Raw genomic sequence first — 15,145 nt, 5'->3', positions numbered from 1 at the left:
CAACGGTAACCCGTGCTCACAATTCAATAAGAACTTAACGCTGATTCTTCTTTCTTACAAATAGAAAGGAGAGTCAGCTATGTTCAAGTTCGTTCTCACGGTGGGCGCTTTCGCGCTCCTTGCCGGGTGTGCGGTGGCCCCGGGCTACGACTATGGTTACGGCGGCTATGGCCAGCCGTACTCCACCGGTTACTACAGCGGCTACGCGCCGGGCTATGCGCCGACCTATGGCAGTGTGAACATCGGCGTCTGGGGCGGTGGCGGCGGTCGCGATTATCACGGCGGCGACTGGCACGGCGGCGGCGGTGGCTCGCACGGTGGCGGTCCGGGTGGTCACGGTGGGGGCCACGGCGGACCTTGGGGGCCGCCGGGCGGCGGTCATGGAGGCGGCCATGGTGGCGGAGGCCACGGCGGTGGCGGTCACGGTGGCGGCGGACCGGGCGGCCGTTGATCCGCGCCGAGCCGAAAATCCGTTGCAAAACGAATCAGGCCCGCCTCTCTCACGAGGGCGGGCCTGATGCTTTGCACGAGAACCCGGCGTCACAGCCGGGGTTGTCGCGAAACTTACTGGCTCGACTGCGACGTTCCGTTCGTCGACGGGCCGTAAGCCGTCGCGCGCTGCGCTGCGACCTTGGCTTCGGCAGCCTGAATGTTTTCCGGGTAGTGCATCCAGTCGCTCGGATCGTAGCCGGCGGCGCGCAGTTGCGCGAGATCGGCGCGGACCTCGGCGCGGGTCACGGGTTGTTGCTGGGGTTGTGCCTGCGCGAACGCGGCGGCGGGCACGGCAACGATGGCGGCGAGCACTGCTGCCTTCAGAAACGAATTCATGACTAACCTCCGATATTTTTTGTGGGGAGCCATCGCATCGGCGTGGTCCATGCCGACAATGTATGTGGTCGGAGGGTCAGGGTAAATACCTGGAAAACGAATTCAGTGTTTTTCTGACGACAACAATCGGCGTCGAAATCTTCTGAAGTATTGCGCCGCGCGCTTGCAATAAGGCGGGAAGGCCGCAGATCGTCTGGCCCTGAAATCTCGCCGGATTATTGCGAAATCCGTAATTCCAATTCGCCTGAATCGGTCTGTATCCGGCCGGGGCGCTTGCCTAGAATCCACTCACAGCCAGCCGATGCGGCGAATCGCAGCGAGCCGGCCGAGCACGACAGGGTATGCACCGTCGTTGCGCATCGACGCTAAATAATTCCGGAGGTTGTCATCATGAAGTCGCTTCTCAAGGCTGTTGCCCTTACCGTTGCTCTGGCTGCTCCGCTGGCCGCTTTCGCCCAGGCCGATCAAGGTCTGACCCGCGAGCAGGTGCGCCAGCAACTCGTCGAATTCCAGCAAACGAGCCGCAACCAGGCTGCAGTCGCTCCCCAGACGGCCGCGCCGGTCGCCCAGACCGATGGTTCGTTCGGCGGCGTGAGCAACTCGACGTCGGTTGCGGGCGCTCGCTATGTGTCGGAAGCGGCACGCACCGGTCCGCAATCGGTGTACTTCGGCGGGCAGTAGGCCTGTCGGCAGTCAGCAGATAAAAACGGCCCGCGATTTCGATTCGCGGGCCGTTTCGCATTTGGGCGCAGCGCAGCGTTTTGGTGCCGCTACATGGCTTCCGCCTCGGGCACGTCGAGCACGAGATCCGTGCGCGCGACGGCCACGCAGGTCAGCACATAGCCCTCGGCTTTTTCCTCGCGGCTCAATCCGGGCCACTCGATCGTGAAGCTCACTTCGCCGCTCACCACGCGGCACAGGCAGGCGCGGCAGGTGCCGTTGCGGCACATGCGCGGCAGACGGATGCCCTCGAACGCCGCCGCTTCGAGCAAGGTCAGCTCGGGCGGCGCTTCGAAGCTGCGCCCGAGCGGCTCCACGCGCACGACGGGTACGCGCGGCGAGCCGTCGCCGTCCTGCACGCTTTCGTGGTTCTTGTCGCTCATGAAAGCGACACCCCGAGCAGACGCCCCGCGCCCGCCGTGAACGCCGCCGCGGCAAGCCCGATCACGATCTGCCGGAACGCCGAGAACGTTGCGCTGCGCCCGTTGAAGAGCGAGGTGAACACGCCGACCAGGGCGAGCCCGCATGCGCTCAGCGCCACCGACTGCGCGATGGCCGTGACGCCGTGCGCCCACAGGAACGGGGCGGTCGGAAACGCCGCGCCGAGCGAGAAGAGGCAAAACGAGACAGCGGCGGCCGACCACGGATTGCCGCCCAGCTCCTTCGGGTCGATGCCGAGCTCCTCGCGCGCCAGCGTATTGAGCGCCTCGTCCTTGTTGCGCATGATCTGGGCGGCCACGCGGCGCGCTTCTTCGGGATCGATGCCCTTAGCCTGATAGATGAGCGCGAGCTCGTGACGCTCGGCGTCCGGCGTGTGTTCGAGTTCGTCGGCTTCCTTCGCCAGCTGCGTGCGCGCAAGCTCGCGCGCGTTGGTCACCGAGAGCCATTCGCCGAGCGCCATGGAGCAGGCGCCCGCCACGAGACCCGCAAGCCCCGTGAGCAAGATCGTGCGATTGACGCTGCCCGCGCCCGCTACGCCCATGATCAGGCAGAAATTCGAGACGAGCCCGTCGTTCGCCCCCAGCACCGCGGCGCGCAGGTCGTTGCCCGACGTCGCGCCCTTGTGCCACGATTCGGCCGCGCCGATCGCTTCGCCGTGGCCGTGTTCGGGCTCGCGCTTCTTCGCGGCGATCGCCTGCACGATGGCGGCGTGCTGCTGTTCCTGGGCGGAAAGCTTCTCGGCGCCGGGTTCGCGCGCGTAGCGGTCGCGGTCGGCGTATTCGGCGGCGGCGACGGTGGGCAGCACGAGCGAAGGGCCGAACGTGCGCGTGAGCGTTTGCAGCAGGCGGGTTTTTGCGCTGCGCCGATGCGGCCGGGGCGTGACGCCGTTGGCCGCGAGCTTCTCGCGCCAGACGCTCGCGTGCTCGCGCTCGGAGGCCGCCAGTTCGGCGAAGATGCGGCGGCGCTCGTCGTCTTTCTCGACCGCGGATAGCGTGTCGTAGACGGCGGCGCTGTCGAGTTCGTCGGCGAGATTGCGCCGGAAGCGGTTGATTTCCTGAGCGGAGGCCATGGGGCGCTGTGCGGGAAGCGATCCGCCAAGCTTACCCTGGCGCCGCCGCGGCCAGAAGCCGCTTCGACGCCCGCCTTGGCCGGTGCGCTCAGCGGCGCTGACGCAGATGCCGGTAGACCGTGTTGCGCGCGAGCCCGAGTTCGCGAGCCGCCGCCGAAACATTGCCGCTGTGGCGCGCGAGGGTCTCTTCGATGAGCCGCGACTGCCAGACGGACAGGCGCGCGGGCTCGCGTTCCGTGTCGCCCGCCTGGTCTTCAGCCGTGGCATCGGCGCACGGCTGCGCGCAGTCGCTCGCGGGGTCGCAATCGTGCATGAGGTCTTCGGGCAGATGCGCCATGTCGATGGCGTCTTCGCCTTCGGCCATGATCGCCGCCGTGCGCAGCGCGCTCGCGAGCTGACGCAGATTGCCCGGCCAGCGGCAGCGCGCAAAGCACGCCCGAACGGCCGGCGTCAGACGCGCGGGCGCGCCAGGCATTTCACGCCGCACGATCTCGAGCATGCGGGCGACGAGCGCGTCGAGGTCGGTGCGCTCGGCCAGCGCCGGCAGCGTCACGACGAGGCCGTTGATGCGGTAGTAGAGATCCTCGCGGAACGTGCCTTCGGCGATCATCGCGCGCAGGTCGCGGTGCGTCGCGCAGACGATGCGCAAATCCACCGGCACCGCGCGCGTACCGCCGAGCGGCACGACGGCGCGCTCCTGCAGCACGCGCATGAGCCGCACCTGTTGCGCGAGCGGCATGTCGCCGATCTCGTCGAGAAAGAGCGTGCCGCCATGCGCCTGCGCGATCTTGCCGGCGCTGCCGCGGCGCTTCGCGCCCGTGAACGCGCCGTCCTCGTAGCCGAACAGCTCGGCTTCGATCAGCGTGTCGGGCAGCGCTGCGCAATTGAGCGCGACGAACGGCCCGTCGCGGCGCGGCGAATCGCGATGCAGCGCCCGTGCGAGCCATTCCTTGCCGGTGCCGGTGCGGCCGAGCACGAGCACGGGAATGTCGCGGCCGCGCACGCGCGCCACGCGCTGCAGGGCGGCGGCGAGCCGTTCGTCGCCGGTATCGAGTTCGGCGAGCGTGGGCTGCGGCGCGGTGTCGGCGGCGTGGGGCGCTCTCGCCTGGGCGGGCGCGGGCGTGTAGGGCGAGCGGGAGGCTTCAGGTACGGCGCTGCGCGCGAACGTTCCGACGCCCGACGTCGCCGCGCCGGGCGTGGCGCGCGCGATCACGCGCACGCCGCTTGGCAGGGCGAGCGTGAGCGGCTCGCCGCTCGCGCGCATGAGCTGCTGCATGAACGCCGCGAACGGCTGGCCGAAGAGCGCCGCGAACTCGCGCTGCTGCAGCTCGGCGAGCGGCGCGCCGAACTGGAACAGGGCGCTGCGGTTTGCGCAGAGCAGCGTGCCATCTGCCGAGAATGCGGCCAATCCTTCGTAGAGCGTACCAATGAATTCCGCGCGCGCGTGAAACTGGAGCCGGATGGCATCGGCGAATTCGGTGTTGAACAGATGGTTCTCGATCATCTGGGCAGACATGCGCACGAGCGCGAGCGTGTGCTTGTGAAAACCGCGCGACTCGCCGCTCACGTCGAGCGCGCCGAGCGTGCGCCCGTACGGATCCGCGATCGGCGCGCAAGAGCAGGTGAGGATGTGATTGGCGCGCAAAAAGTGCTCGCCCGCATGCACCGTGGTCGGCTGGCCTTCCACGAGCGCCGTGCCGATGGCGTTCGTGCCGCGATGCTGCTCGGCCCACGAAACGCCCGGGCGCAGCGCGACGCGCTGCGCTTTCTCGACGAAGTCGCTGTCGGCGCAGCTATGGAGGATCACGCCATTGCGATCGGTGAGCAGCACCATGCTCTGCGTATCGACGATCTGCGCGTGCAAGGCGTCCATGACGGGACGCGCCTGGTGATAGAGCGTGCGGTTCGTGTCGATCAGCTCGCGCAAGTCGGCGGCGGCGAGCGCGTCGAAGTCGGGCGCTTCGGTGGCGCGCAGTCCGAGTGCGCGCGAGCGCGCGTGAGCCTGCGCGATGGCGTCCGCGCGGGCCGCGTCGTGCGGCGTGACGGGGCGTCGGGTCACTCGTGTCTCCAGTCGTTTTGGGCGCTACGCTGCGGCGCAACAAGGCTATGCGAGCGGCGCCTCTGGGGCAGTTCATGGTACAGGATCCGTGGCGGCTGCCAATTCGGGTTGAAGCCGGGTTGCAGCCAATTGCAGCCGCGTCGCTCCGCCTCAACTGCGCCTTGAGTTTACGGGCGCGGGTGCCATGATGAAGGTGAGGGCGCGTTTGCGTCGCGCCCCCGCTGAGTAGCGGAGTTCGTCATGGTGCACGGCGAATTGAGGATCGTGGTGGCGGTGCTCGCCACGTTCGTTGCGCTCTTTGGCCTCGGGTATGCGATTGACGGATTGATCTTCGACGAGAACAACGTCGTGCTCTCCGGAATGGTGACCGTGGCCCTTGGGATCGTCGCGTTCGTGGTGATGCTCACCCTGCACCCGAAAGACCTCGAAGATCTCGATCAGCACCGGCATCGCGAATCCTGACGCGCCCGGGCGGCGCGCATGGTGCGATGCGGCAACCGGCGCGGCGCGTTGGCGCAGGGCCGGGGAGGAGAGTGTTTGTGCGCGCAACGGCGCACGCGCTTGCTGCACCCGCGAAAAAGGGCTCGGACGAGTACGCCGCTGGCTATTTCAGGCGTATGACAATGTCGACCTTGCGGGCGGCAGGAAGTCGTCTACAGTGAATCAAATCAACCTGCGCGAACGTGTGGTTCGCCAGGGTTGGTGTTGATCCGCGCGAACCGGATCGGGGTATTCCCAGGCACCAGGCTGGGGCAGCCCGACGACGGATGAACGCGGCCTTTTCACCCTCCACCAAAGGCGACCCCCATGCAGATCATGTTTCCGAATGAGGTGCCCGAGTACTCGGGCCCAGACCTGACCTTGGCGTTTCCGGCGATGATCGATGGCGAGCGGGTGGAGTGTCTGATCACGGCGGCGGCGCTGGAAGATCACTTCGGGGCGGCTTCGCCGCGCGCCGAAGACATGCTCAGCGCGTTCGACCATCATCGCGACCGCATCGAGGCCTGCGCGCGCCGCTTGCTCTCCGAAACACGTGCGCAGTGCCTCGTGCTGCGCAGCGGCTACGTGCGTTTCGTGCAGGCCCACGCCAACGCGTAGTCAACAAAAAAGCGCCCGCAGGACGCGGGCGCTTTCCGTTCAGCTGAGTTTGCTTGCCGCGCCCGTTGGGGCGCGGCGTTCGTTTACGCGTGCGCCGCCTTGCCGCTAGATCATGCGGCGCAGCGTGTTGTCGCGGAATACGACGTGATGCGCGATCGCCGCGAGCGCGTGCAGCCCGATCACCCAATAGAACAGATTGCCGATCAGCACGTGTGCGTCCTTGAGGAACGTGCGCGCAGCCGGGTCCGGGCCGATGAGCGTGATCTGCAGGTTGAACCCCGCGAGCGTGACCGGATGGCCGCCGGCGTTGATCATCAGAATGCCGAGGAGCGGCTGCACGAAGATGAAAAGGTAGAGCGCGAGATGCACGAGGCGCGATAGAAACGACAGCAGCGCATTCGAGTCGATCTCCGCGGGCGCGCCGCGCCAAAGACGCCACGCGAGGCGCAGCACGGCGAGCGCGAGCACGAGCGAGCCCGCCCAGAAGTGCACGTTGCTCCAGAACACGCGGCTGTCCGTGCCCTTGGGGCCGCGCACCTCGATCGCCAGCCAGGCGAGCGCGACGAGCAGGAAGATGACCCAGTGAAAGAAGATGGCGGGCTTCGTGTAGCGTTCGGTTGCGGCGGGGTAAGTTGCCACGTGGCGGCTCCTGTGTGCGGGGAATCTGACGATAGTTCCCTATGATAAGGAGGACGCGCCGGGCGGGGCGGTTGTGCGGCTGGGAAGTTTGATGCGGAGGGGGGCGGCGGCGAATCAAAACAAAAAGGGTGGCGCGAAGCCACCCTTTTGCTTTTATGCGTTGCCGAGATAGAAGAACCGGAACAGGAACACGGCGGCGATGATCCACACGATCAGTTTCACGTCGCGCACGCGGCCCGTGAGGAGCTTCAGGCCCGCATACGAGATGAAGCCGAACGCCACGCCGTTGGCGATCGAGTAGGTGAACGGCATGGCGAGCGCCGTGAGGGCGGCGGGCACGACTTCGGTGGCGTCGTCCCAGGGCAGATCGGCAAGTTCGCGCAGCATCAGGCACGAGACGTAGAGCAGCGCCGGCGCCGTGGCGTAGCCCGGCACGACGCCCGCGAGCGGCGCGACGAACAGGCACGCGAGGAACAGCACGGCTACGGTGAGCGCGGTCATGCCGGTGCGGCCGCCTGCCTGCACGCCCGATGCGCTTTCGATATACGCCGTGGTCGACGAGGTGCCGAGAATCGAGCCCGCGAGAATCGCCGTGCTGTCCGCGAGCAGCGCGCGGTTCAGGCGGTGCATCTTGCCGTGCACGAGCAGGCCGGCGCGGTTGGCCACGCCCATCAGCGTGCCGGTCGCATCGAACAGCTCGACGAGGAAGAACACGAGCACCACGTTGAGCACGCCCGTGGAGAGCGCCGCCTTGATGTCGAGCTGCGCGAACGTCGGCATGATCGACGGCGGCGGCGAGAAGATGCCGTGGAACTGGTTGCCGCCGAAGAAGAACGAGAGAATCGTGACGCCCACGATGCCGATCAGGATCGCACCGCGCACCTTCAGCACGTCGAGCGTGACGATCGCGAAGAAACCGATGATCGCGAGGATCGTGTGCGGATCGTGCAGGTTGCCGAGCTCGACGAGCGTGGCCGGGCTGCCGACCACCACGCCCGAGGTCTTGAGCGAGATGATGGCAAGGAAGAGACCGATACCCGCCGTGATCGACACGCGGATCGAATGCGGAATGCCATTGACGATGGCTTCGCGCACGCGCAGCAGCGTGACGATGAAGAACAGGCACCCGGAGATGAACACCGCGCCGAGCGCGGCCTGCCACGTGAAGCCCATGCCCTTCACGACCGTATAGGCGAAATAGGCGTTCAGGCCCATGCCGGGCGCGAGCGCGATGGGGTAGTTCGCGTAGAGGCCCATGACGAGCGAGGCGAGCGCCGCGACGAGGCAGGTGGCGACGAATACGCTTTCCTTCGGCATGCCGGCGTCGCCGAGAATGGCCGGATTCACGAAGATGATGTAAGCCATCGTGAGGAAAGTCGTGATACCGGCGAGCAGTTCGGTGCGCAGGTTGGTGCCTGCTTCTTCGAAACCGAAATAGCGTTTGATGGCGTCCATGAAGATCGGGCCCTTGAGAGTCGAGCGGGTTGTTCGCTGCTTGTTGGTGTGGTGTCTTGCGTATAGCCGGCGCGACAGGTCCTTGACGTACCCATGCACGCGCGCGCCGCAGCGCGCGGCTACGGGCGCGATTGTAAACAATTGTCCGTCGAGCGCAGAAAAGCCGTCGTGAGCGTGGAACGGGTACAACAGCGCGCGTTGCGGTAGCAAGCGGGAGAGGGCGCGGCGAGTTGCGCCTGTGGCGGGGGAGAGACGGGCACGACCGCTCGCGGGCGCCGGGCGTTGCTTCGCGCGGTGCCGGGTTACTGCGGCCGTCCTGCAATAAAGCGATTACTGCTGCATTTGACCGGCGGGAGCGCCATAGCCGGCGCGCGCCGCACGCCGTTGCGCGACGATCGCGCCTGCGCGTTGCGCGTTTTCGGGGTAGTCGATCCAGTCGAGCGGATCGTAGCCCGCCTGCCGCCATTCGATCAGATCCGCCCGGACCTGGGCTCGAGTCAGCGGTTGTGAGGGATCGTACGGTTGGGCCACCGCCGCAGCCGACGCGAAGCAGCACGCTGCTGCGAGGGCGCCGAGCGTTACACGCGAAAGTGAGTTCATGGCAAGGCCTTTCATATTAGGGATATCCCTTAAAAGTATAGGCGCTATCTCATTAACTCAAAGGGGATCGAGGGCTTCCCGGGCTACCCGCGAGGCTTCGAAGAGTCGTTGCGGGCGTTTGCCGTGCGGTAGTCGGTCGGGCGCTGTCCGGTCCATTTGCGGAACGCCCGATGAAACGCGCTCGGTTCCGCGAACCCGACCGCGGCGGCGACGTCGGCGACCGAGCGGCCCGGCTCCTGCAGCGCCGCAATCGCCAGGTCGCGGCGCAGTTCGTCCTTGATCGACTGGCAGCTGTGGCCCTCCTGGCTCAGCCGTCGGCGCAGCGTGGCGGGCGCCACGTTCAGCCGTTGTGCGATGGCGTCGGCATCGGGCCACGCATTGACGGGCAGGGCGCGCAGCGCGCGTCGCACGCGCGCGGCGAACGAGCCCGGATTGCGGTACTTCACGACGAAGTTGCCGGGCGCGTTGCGCAGAAACGCCCGCGCCGAGTTGGCGGTCTGGATCACGGGCAGTTCGAGAAAGCCCGGCGCGAATTCGAACCAGGTAGCCGGCCGATCGAACGCCATGTCGTCGCAGAGCATGAGCTGGTATTCGTGCGCGGCGGCGGGCTGCGGGCAGCGAAAGCGCGCCGCGAGCAGCGGAATGCGCCGCCCCACGAGCCAGCACACGAGCCCGTAGACCAAGATGAACCAGGTGGCGTACGCGAACATGGTGGGCGTGGGTTTGTCCGCGCGATGCGAGAGCGTGACGCGCACGCGCGTGGCGTCGACGTCGATCTCGCCCGACAGGTCGTCGAGCACGAGGCGCATGAAGTGCACCGCGCGCTGCAGCGCCTGGCGGCCCGTGCTGGCGCCGAGCGCCGAGTGCGTCATGGCGATGAAGCTGCCGCTTTTCATCGCGTGCGAATCCTGGCCGAAGAATTCGTCGTCGAGCGCGCGCGCGATGCCCGACCACAACTGGCCGTATTGCGCCGCACTCACGCGCGCCCCGGGCTCGCGCAGCACGGCCGGCGCGATGCCGGCGGCATCGGTGAGCGGCGCGGTTTCGAGGCCGCCCGCGCGCGCCAGCGCCAGCGTCTCGTTCACGAGGCTCATCGAGATCGTGCCTTTTTCGCTCAGTGTCTGGGTTCTCGCCGGTTGCATGGATCCTTTTCCCGTGGGGGCTGTCACGACCAATATGGTAAATCCGATCAGTGACTTTGAGCGTGGCGGGCATCGAATACGGCCGCTCGCGTGCCTACACTTTTCGCAAGTCTTGCAGCCGGGGCCGCATCGCGCCACAGTGGAAGGCAAGGGCAAGAGACACAGGAAGGGGACAAACATGGACGAGTTCTATACCGACGACCAGCGCATGATCCGCGACGCCGCGCGCGACTTTGCGAGCGGGCAACTGGCGCCGAACGCGGCGCAATGGGACCGCGACGGCAGGCTGCCCGACGAGGTCGTCAAGCAACTGGGCGAACTGGGTTTTCTCGGCATGATCGTGCCGCAGGAGCAGGGCGGCTCGTACACCGATTACGTGGCCTACGCGCTCGCCATGGAGGAGATCGCGGCCGGCTGCGCCTCGTGCGCGACGCTCGTGAGCGTGCACAACTCGGTGGGCTGCGGGCCGATTCTGCAGTTCGGCACCGATGCGCAAAAGGACCGCTGGCTCGGCAAGCTCGCGAGCGGCGAGTTGATCGGCGCGTTTTGCCTGACCGAACCGCAGGCAGGCTCCGAGGCGAGCAACCTGCGCACGCGCGCCGAGCTGCGCGACGGCAAGTGGGTGCTCAACGGCAACAAGCAGTTCGTGACCAACGGCTCGCGCGCGAACATTGCCATCGTGTTTGCCGTGACCGATCCCGACGCCGGCAAGCGCGGCATTTCCGCGTTCATCGTGCCGACCGAAACGCCGGGCTTCAACGTCGGGCCGCTCGAGAAAAAGATGGGCATCCGCGCTTCGGACACCTGCCCGATCTCGCTGGTGGACTGCGCGATTCCCGAAGGCAATCTGCTCGGCCAGCGCGGCGAGGGCCTGAAGATCGCTTTGGCGAATCTCGAAGGCGGGCGCATCGGCATCGCCGCGCAGGCTTTGGGCATCGCGCGCGCGGCCTTCGATGTGGCACGTGCCTATGCGCACGAACGCGTGCAGTTCGGCGAGCCCATCATCAAGCATCAGAGCGTGGCCAACCTGCTCGCGGACATGCATACGCGCATCAACGCCGCGCGTCATCTCGTGCATCACGCGGCGCGGCTGCGCACGCTAGGCAAGCCGTGTCTTTCCGAGGCTTCGCAGGCCAAGCTCTATGCTTCCGAAATGGCCGAGGAAGTGTGCTCCCACGCGATTCAGATTCATGGCGGCTACGGCTTCCTGAACGATTATCCGGTGGAGCGCCACTACCGCGACGCACGCATCACGCAGATTTACGAAGGCACGAGCGAAGTGCAGAGGATGGTGATCGCACGGCAGCTTTGAAATGAAGTGAGGAAGACGAAGCAATAATAAGCGAGCGCGTATGCGCCATAGCTATGCATGGGACCGGAGTCAGTGCTTTGCGCTAACTCCGGCTCGACAGGAGACGACGATGACCGGGTTCACCCCTTCCGCGCAGGCCTTCATCGACGCACGCGAGCTGCTGCTGCGTCACCGTACCGACTACGCGCGCGCGTACGAAGCATTCGCGTGGCCGAAGCTCGACACGTTCAACTGGGCGCTCGACTACTTCGACGTGATGGCGCGCGGCAACGACACCCCGGCGCTCTGGATCGTCGACGACCTCGCGGACGGCGGCACGCGCTATTCGTTCGCGCAGATGTCGGAGCGCTCGTCGCGCATGGCGAATTTTCTGCGCGAGCAGGGTGTGGCGCGTGGCGACCGCTTGCTGTTGATGCTGCCCAATCGCGTCGAACTCTGGGACGTGATGCTGGCGGCGATGAAGCTGGGCGCCATCGTGCTGCCCGCCACGACGCAGCTTTCGCCCGACGACGTGCGCGAGCGCGTGGAAACGGGCGGCGCGCGCTACGTCGTCGTGGATGCCGCCGAACTCGGCAAATTCGATGCACTCGACCCGAGCGTGAAGCGCATCGCGGTAGGCGCGGCGCCCGGTGCGTGCGAAGGCTGGATCGACCTTTCGCGCGCGTACGAAGCGAGCCCCGCGTTCGAACCCGACGGCCCGACACGCGCCACCGACCCGCTGCTGCTCTATTTCACTTCGGGCACGACCTCGAAGCCCAAGCTCGTCGAACACACGCACGAGAGCTACCCCGTAGGCCACCTTTCGACGATGTACTGGATCGGCCTCATGCCCGGCGACGTCCACTGGAACATCAGTTCGCCGGGCTGGGCCAAACACGCGTGGAGCTGCTTCTTCGCGCCGTGGAACGCGCAGGCCTGCGTGTTCGTCTACAACTATGCGCGCTTCGTGCCGAAAGACACGCTCGCCGCACTCGTGCAATGCGGTGTGACCACCCTGTGCGCGCCGCCCACGGTGTGGCGCATGCTCGTGCAGGAGCCGCTCGCAAGCTATGCGGTGAAGCTGCGCGAGATCGTGGGCGCGGGCGAGCCGCTCAATCCCGAGGTCATCGAGCGCGTGCGTCACGCGTGGGGCATTACGATCCGCGACGGCTACGGCCAGACCGAAACGACCTGCCAGATCGGCAATTCTCCGGGCCAGCCCGTGGTGGCGGGCTCGATGGGACGGCCGCTGCCTGGCTACCGCGTGGAACTCGTCGATGCCGACGATCAGCCCGCGAGCGAAGGCGAAATCGCGCTGCCGCTCATGCACCGTCCGCTCGGCCTGATGACGGGCTACGCGAACAACGCGAAGGCGAGCGAATACGCCATGCGCAACGGCTACTACCACACGTCCGACGTCGCCCTGCGTCGCGACGACGGTTACTACGTCTACGTGGGCCGTGCCGACGACGTGTTCAAGTCGTCCGATTACCGCCTGAGCCCGTTCGAGCTGGAAAGCGTGCTGATCGAGCACGAGGCGATCGCCGAGGCGGCGGTCGTGCCGAGTCCGGACGAGCTGCGCCTCTCGGTGCCGAAAGCCTTCGTCATCGTGCGCCAGGGCTTCGAGGCGGGCCCCGAACTCGCACGCGAGGTGTTCCGCTTCTCGCGTGAAAAGCTCGCGCCGTACAAGCGCATTCGCCGCCTGCAGTTCAGCGACCTGCCCAAGACCATCTCGGGCAAGATCCGCCGCGTGGAGCTGCGCCGACGCGAAATGGAGCGCAGCGCCGAGCCCCCGCGCCAGCCCGACGAGTACTGGGAAGAGGATTTCCCCGAGCTGCGCTGATATCCACACGGAGTCCGAAATGATCGAATTCGAGTACGCGCATGAGGGCGCGGTGGCCCTGCTCACGCTGTCGCGGCCGCCTGCGAATGCTTTTACGATCGACGGTTTGCGTCAGCTCCAGCAGGTCGTCGAGGCGTTCGACCGAGAGCCGCAGGTGCGCGCGGTCGTCATCACCGGCAGCGGGCCGAAGTTCTTCAGCGCGGGCGCCGACCTCAATGCCTTCGCCAGCGGCGACCGCGAGGTCGCACGCACGGCGGCGAGCGCGTTCGGCGCGGCATTCGAGGCGCTGCAGAAGGCGCGGCCCGTGGTCATCGCGGCGATCAACGGCTATGCCATGGGCGGCGGCCTCGAGTGCGCGCTCGCATGCGACATCCGCATTGCAGAGGCGCATGCGCAACTCGCGCTGCCCGAACCTGCCGTGGGGCTGCTGCCCTCTGGCTGCGGCACGCAGACCTTGCCCTGGCTCGTGGGCGAAGGCTGGGCCAAGCGCATCATCCTCACGGGCGAACGCGTGGACGCGCAAACGGCGCTGCGCATCGGTCTCGTGGAGGAAGTCGTGGCGACGGGCGGCGCGCGCGAGGCCGCGCTCGCGATGGCCGCGCGTGTGGCGGGCTTGAGCCCGCAAGCGGTCACCTTCAGCAAGTCGCTGATCCATCAGGCGCGCAACGGCGTGCCGCGCGGCGCCGCGCTCGCCGTCGAGCGCGAGCGCTTCGTCGATCTGTTCGATTCGCCCAACCAGCGCGAGGGCGTCAACGCGTTTCTGGAGAAACGCAAGCCACGCTGGCATATTGAAACGGAGAACTAGGCAATGAATGCAACACCCGCTTCCGCCCAGGCTGCAACGGAAGCCGAAAAGGACGTGCTGTTTCGCGTGGTCAATCGCGTGGCGATCGTCACGCTCAACCGGCCGGCTGCGCTCAATGCGCTCTCGCACGCCATGGTTCGCGAGCTGGCCGTGCTGCTGGAACGCGTGCGCACGGACGACGGCATCGTCGCGCTCGTGCTGGAAGGTGCAGGCCCGAAGGGCTTTTGCGCGGGCGGCGACGTGCGCGCGATCTATCGGCTCGCCCGCGAGAAAGCGCGCGAAGGCGCGAATGGCTGGCAGCAATTCTTCGTCGACGAATATCGTCTCGATTATGCGTTGCATACCTTTTCCAAGCCGCTCGTCGCGCTGCTCGACGGCGTGACGATGGGCGGCGGCATGGGTCTCGGCCAGGCGGCCGTGCTGCGCGTGGCGACTTCGCGTACGAAGATCGCGATGCCGGAAACGCGCATCGGGCTCTTGCCCGATGTGGGTGCGACGCACTTCCTCGCGAAGCTGCCGGTGGAGACGGCGCTTTACGTGGGTCTGACCGGCGCGATGCTCAGCGGCGCGGATGCGCTGCAATGCGGCCTTGCCGACGCCTGCGTGCCGGGCGAATGGCTCGATGGCTACGAGGCGCGTCTGCTGGCAGCGCAATGGTCGGGCGATGTGCATGCTTCGCTACGCGAAGTATTCGTCGCGCCGTGTCACGAGGCTGACGACGGCGCGCTTGCTTCGTTGACGCCGCTCATCGTGCGGCACTTCGACCGCCATCTGCGTGTCGAGCAGATCGTCGCATCGCTGCGCGCCGACCTCGAACGCGAGCACGCGCAAGCCGAACGGGCGTGGCTCGAAGCTACACTCGAAGCGCTCACGCACTATTCGCCGACGATGCTCGAAGTCACGCGCGAAGCGCTGCTGCGCGGCCGCCAGATGACGCTCGCCGAGTGCTTCCGCATGGAGCTTGGCATCGTTGGCCGTGCGATCGAGGAAGGCGACTTCTGCGAGGGCGTGCGCGCGCATCTCGTCGACAAGGACCGCAAGCCGCGCTGGGCGCCCGCCACGCTCGTCGAGGTGCGGACCGAACGCGTGCAGCATTTCCTCGCGTCGCCGTGGCGCGGCGAGGCGCATCCGCTGGCGGACCTCGGCGCCTAACGG

At 66.9% G+C, this 15,145-nt stretch carries 16 protein-coding genes; 8 read left to right on the top strand and 8 right to left on the bottom strand.

Features of this window, described 5'->3' with window-relative positions; genetic code table 11:
* The first annotated feature begins 79 nt into the window (after window positions 1–79).
* Window positions 80–451: a hypothetical protein gene (locus AB4Y40_RS15825; RefSeq protein WP_368688514.1), complete on the top strand. Its 372-nt coding sequence runs from the start codon at window positions 80–82 to the stop codon at window positions 449–451.
* 113 nt (window positions 452–564) lie between these two features.
* Here the strand turns inward: AB4Y40_RS15825 and AB4Y40_RS15820 are convergent, their stop codons facing one another.
* On the bottom strand, window positions 565–828 hold the full coding sequence (locus AB4Y40_RS15820) for a DUF4148 domain-containing protein (RefSeq protein WP_069261728.1): 264 nt from the start codon (window positions 826–828) through the stop codon (window positions 565–567).
* Window positions 829–1,218: 390 nt separating this feature from the next.
* On the opposite strand from AB4Y40_RS15820, the gene AB4Y40_RS15815 reads away from it, so the two are divergent.
* Window positions 1,219–1,509, top strand: coding sequence for a DUF4148 domain-containing protein (locus AB4Y40_RS15815; RefSeq protein WP_368688513.1), 291 nt, complete (start codon window positions 1,219–1,221; stop codon window positions 1,507–1,509).
* 89 nt (window positions 1,510–1,598) lie between these two features.
* On the opposite strand, the gene AB4Y40_RS15810 is transcribed toward AB4Y40_RS15815, so the two are convergent.
* The 3 genes from AB4Y40_RS15810 to AB4Y40_RS15800 form a co-directional block, all read right to left on the bottom strand.
* Window positions 1,599–1,931, bottom strand: coding sequence for a 2Fe-2S iron-sulfur cluster-binding protein (locus tag AB4Y40_RS15810; protein ID WP_368688512.1), 333 nt, complete (start codon window positions 1,929–1,931; stop codon window positions 1,599–1,601).
* On the bottom strand, window positions 1,928–3,058 hold the full coding sequence (locus tag AB4Y40_RS15805; protein WP_368688511.1) for a VIT1/CCC1 transporter family protein: 1,131 nt from the start codon (window positions 3,056–3,058) through the stop codon (window positions 1,928–1,930). Before AB4Y40_RS15805 ends, AB4Y40_RS15810 begins: the two co-directional genes overlap by 4 nt.
* Before the next feature lie 88 nt (window positions 3,059–3,146).
* On the bottom strand, window positions 3,147–5,117 hold the full coding sequence (locus AB4Y40_RS15800) for a sigma-54-dependent Fis family transcriptional regulator (protein ID WP_368688510.1): 1,971 nt from the start codon (window positions 5,115–5,117) through the stop codon (window positions 3,147–3,149).
* 240 nt (window positions 5,118–5,357) lie between these two features.
* On the opposite strand from AB4Y40_RS15800, the gene AB4Y40_RS15795 reads away from it, so the two are divergent.
* Together AB4Y40_RS15795 and AB4Y40_RS15790 are read left to right on the top strand one after the other, a co-directional pair.
* Window positions 5,358–5,579: a DUF2964 family protein gene (locus AB4Y40_RS15795; RefSeq protein ID WP_324155259.1), complete on the top strand. Its 222-nt coding sequence runs from the start codon at window positions 5,358–5,360 to the stop codon at window positions 5,577–5,579.
* A gap of 345 nt (window positions 5,580–5,924) precedes the next feature.
* Window positions 5,925–6,215, top strand: coding sequence for a DUF1488 domain-containing protein (locus AB4Y40_RS15790; RefSeq protein ID WP_042266602.1), 291 nt, complete (start codon window positions 5,925–5,927; stop codon window positions 6,213–6,215).
* A 105-nt stretch (window positions 6,216–6,320) separates the two neighbouring features.
* Here AB4Y40_RS15790 and AB4Y40_RS15785 read toward each other — a convergent pair whose 3' ends face one another.
* From AB4Y40_RS15785 to AB4Y40_RS15770, 4 genes are all read right to left on the bottom strand, one after another.
* A complete protein-coding gene (locus AB4Y40_RS15785) occupies window positions 6,321–6,854 on the bottom strand; it encodes a cytochrome b (RefSeq protein ID WP_368688509.1) in 534 nt (177 codons plus the stop codon).
* Window positions 6,855–7,007: 153 nt separating this feature from the next.
* Window positions 7,008–8,309: an NCS2 family permease gene (locus AB4Y40_RS15780; protein ID WP_368688508.1), complete on the bottom strand. Its 1,302-nt coding sequence runs from the start codon at window positions 8,307–8,309 to the stop codon at window positions 7,008–7,010.
* A 330-nt stretch (window positions 8,310–8,639) separates the two neighbouring features.
* Entirely contained in the window at window positions 8,640–8,909 is a 270-nt protein-coding gene (locus AB4Y40_RS15775; RefSeq protein WP_368688507.1) for a DUF4148 domain-containing protein, read from the bottom strand.
* Window positions 8,910–8,992: 83 nt separating this feature from the next.
* Window positions 8,993–10,051: an AraC family transcriptional regulator gene (locus tag AB4Y40_RS15770; protein ID WP_368688506.1), complete on the bottom strand. Its 1,059-nt coding sequence runs from the start codon at window positions 10,049–10,051 to the stop codon at window positions 8,993–8,995.
* Between the two features lie 178 nt (window positions 10,052–10,229).
* Here AB4Y40_RS15770 and AB4Y40_RS15765 point away from each other — a divergent pair, with 178 nt between their 5' ends.
* The 4 genes from AB4Y40_RS15765 (at window position 10,230) to AB4Y40_RS15750 (ending at window position 15,142) form a co-directional block, all read left to right on the top strand.
* Window positions 10,230–11,363 (top strand): acyl-CoA dehydrogenase family protein, encoded by a 1,134-nt coding sequence (locus AB4Y40_RS15765; RefSeq protein ID WP_368688505.1) that lies wholly within the window; start codon window positions 10,230–10,232, stop codon window positions 11,361–11,363.
* Window positions 11,364–11,472: 109 nt separating this feature from the next.
* Window positions 11,473–13,185 (top strand): AMP-binding protein, encoded by a 1,713-nt coding sequence (locus AB4Y40_RS15760; protein ID WP_368688504.1) that lies wholly within the window; start codon window positions 11,473–11,475, stop codon window positions 13,183–13,185.
* Between the two features lie 19 nt (window positions 13,186–13,204).
* Window positions 13,205–13,990, top strand: coding sequence for an enoyl-CoA hydratase (locus tag AB4Y40_RS15755; RefSeq protein ID WP_368688503.1), 786 nt, complete (start codon window positions 13,205–13,207; stop codon window positions 13,988–13,990).
* A 3-nt stretch (window positions 13,991–13,993) separates the two neighbouring features.
* Window positions 13,994–15,142: an enoyl-CoA hydratase/isomerase family protein gene (locus AB4Y40_RS15750; protein ID WP_368688502.1), complete on the top strand. Its 1,149-nt coding sequence runs from the start codon at window positions 13,994–13,996 to the stop codon at window positions 15,140–15,142.
* Window positions 15,143–15,145: the final 3 nt, after the last annotated feature.

This window comes from Paraburkholderia sp. EG287B (assembly GCF_040965595.1).
GTDB lineage: Bacteria > Pseudomonadota > Gammaproteobacteria > Burkholderiales > Burkholderiaceae > Paraburkholderia.
Note: the sequence above shows the minus strand (reverse complement) of the source record. Positions and strands in the feature narration are given on the sequence as shown.

Bases quoted from the DNA above. Each gene is read 5' to 3' on its own strand.
- AB4Y40_RS15825 (WP_368688514.1), top strand. From the start codon at position 80: ATGTTCAAGTTCGTTCTCACGGTGGGCGCTTTCGCGCTCCTTGCCGGG.
- AB4Y40_RS15820 (WP_069261728.1), bottom strand. From the start codon at position 828: ATGAATTCGTTTCTGAAGGCAGCAGTGCTCGCCGCCATCGTTGCCGTG.
- AB4Y40_RS15815 (WP_368688513.1), top strand. From the start codon at position 1,219: ATGAAGTCGCTTCTCAAGGCTGTTGCCCTTACCGTTGCTCTGGCTGCT.
- AB4Y40_RS15810 (WP_368688512.1), bottom strand. From the start codon at position 1,931: ATGAGCGACAAGAACCACGAAAGCGTGCAGGACGGCGACGGCTCGCCG.
- AB4Y40_RS15805 (WP_368688511.1), bottom strand. From the start codon at position 3,058: ATGGCCTCCGCTCAGGAAATCAACCGCTTCCGGCGCAATCTCGCCGAC.
- AB4Y40_RS15795 (WP_324155259.1), top strand. From the start codon at position 5,358: ATGGTGCACGGCGAATTGAGGATCGTGGTGGCGGTGCTCGCCACGTTC.
- AB4Y40_RS15790 (WP_042266602.1), top strand. From the start codon at position 5,925: ATGCAGATCATGTTTCCGAATGAGGTGCCCGAGTACTCGGGCCCAGAC.
- AB4Y40_RS15780 (WP_368688508.1), bottom strand. From the start codon at position 8,309: ATGGACGCCATCAAACGCTATTTCGGTTTCGAAGAAGCAGGCACCAAC.
- AB4Y40_RS15775 (WP_368688507.1), bottom strand. From the start codon at position 8,909: ATGAACTCACTTTCGCGTGTAACGCTCGGCGCCCTCGCAGCAGCGTGC.
- AB4Y40_RS15770 (WP_368688506.1), bottom strand. From the start codon at position 10,051: ATGCAACCGGCGAGAACCCAGACACTGAGCGAAAAAGGCACGATCTCG.
- AB4Y40_RS15765 (WP_368688505.1), top strand. From the start codon at position 10,230: ATGGACGAGTTCTATACCGACGACCAGCGCATGATCCGCGACGCCGCG.
- AB4Y40_RS15760 (WP_368688504.1), top strand. From the start codon at position 11,473: ATGACCGGGTTCACCCCTTCCGCGCAGGCCTTCATCGACGCACGCGAG.
- AB4Y40_RS15755 (WP_368688503.1), top strand. From the start codon at position 13,205: ATGATCGAATTCGAGTACGCGCATGAGGGCGCGGTGGCCCTGCTCACG.
- AB4Y40_RS15750 (WP_368688502.1), top strand. From the start codon at position 13,994: ATGAATGCAACACCCGCTTCCGCCCAGGCTGCAACGGAAGCCGAAAAG.